Origin of the sequence: Salmonella sp. SAL4457 (assembly GCF_046548235.1) — a bacterium.
Taxonomy (GTDB): domain Bacteria; phylum Pseudomonadota; class Gammaproteobacteria; order Enterobacterales; family Enterobacteriaceae; genus Salmonella; species Salmonella enterica.
On record NZ_JBGDZO010000290.1, the window covers coordinates 1 to 299 of the forward strand.

Here is a 299-nt window from a genome sequence, read left to right on the forward strand (position 1 = left end):
TGGTCTTCCGGCGAGCGGGCTTTTCACCCGCTTTATCGTTACTTATGTCAGCATTCGCACTTCTGATACCTCCAGCAACCCTCACAGGCCACCTTCAACGGCTTACAGAACGCTCCCCTACCCAACGAACGTATCCCTAAGCCAACTCGACTTTAATGAACGCTTTGACGTCGCTTCGCTCCGTCAATCGTCAACTCCGTAAAGTTGTCTTGGGTGATACGTTCGCTGCCGCAGCTTCGGTGCATGGTTTAGCCCCGTTACATCTTCCGCGCAGGCCGACTCGACCAGTGAGCTATTAC

1 rRNA gene is annotated in these 299 nt (G+C 53.8%); it reads right to left on the bottom strand.

What is annotated here, in order from left to right:
• Positions 1 to 299, bottom strand: a 23S ribosomal RNA gene (locus ACLJNW_RS24330); the annotation flags it as partial.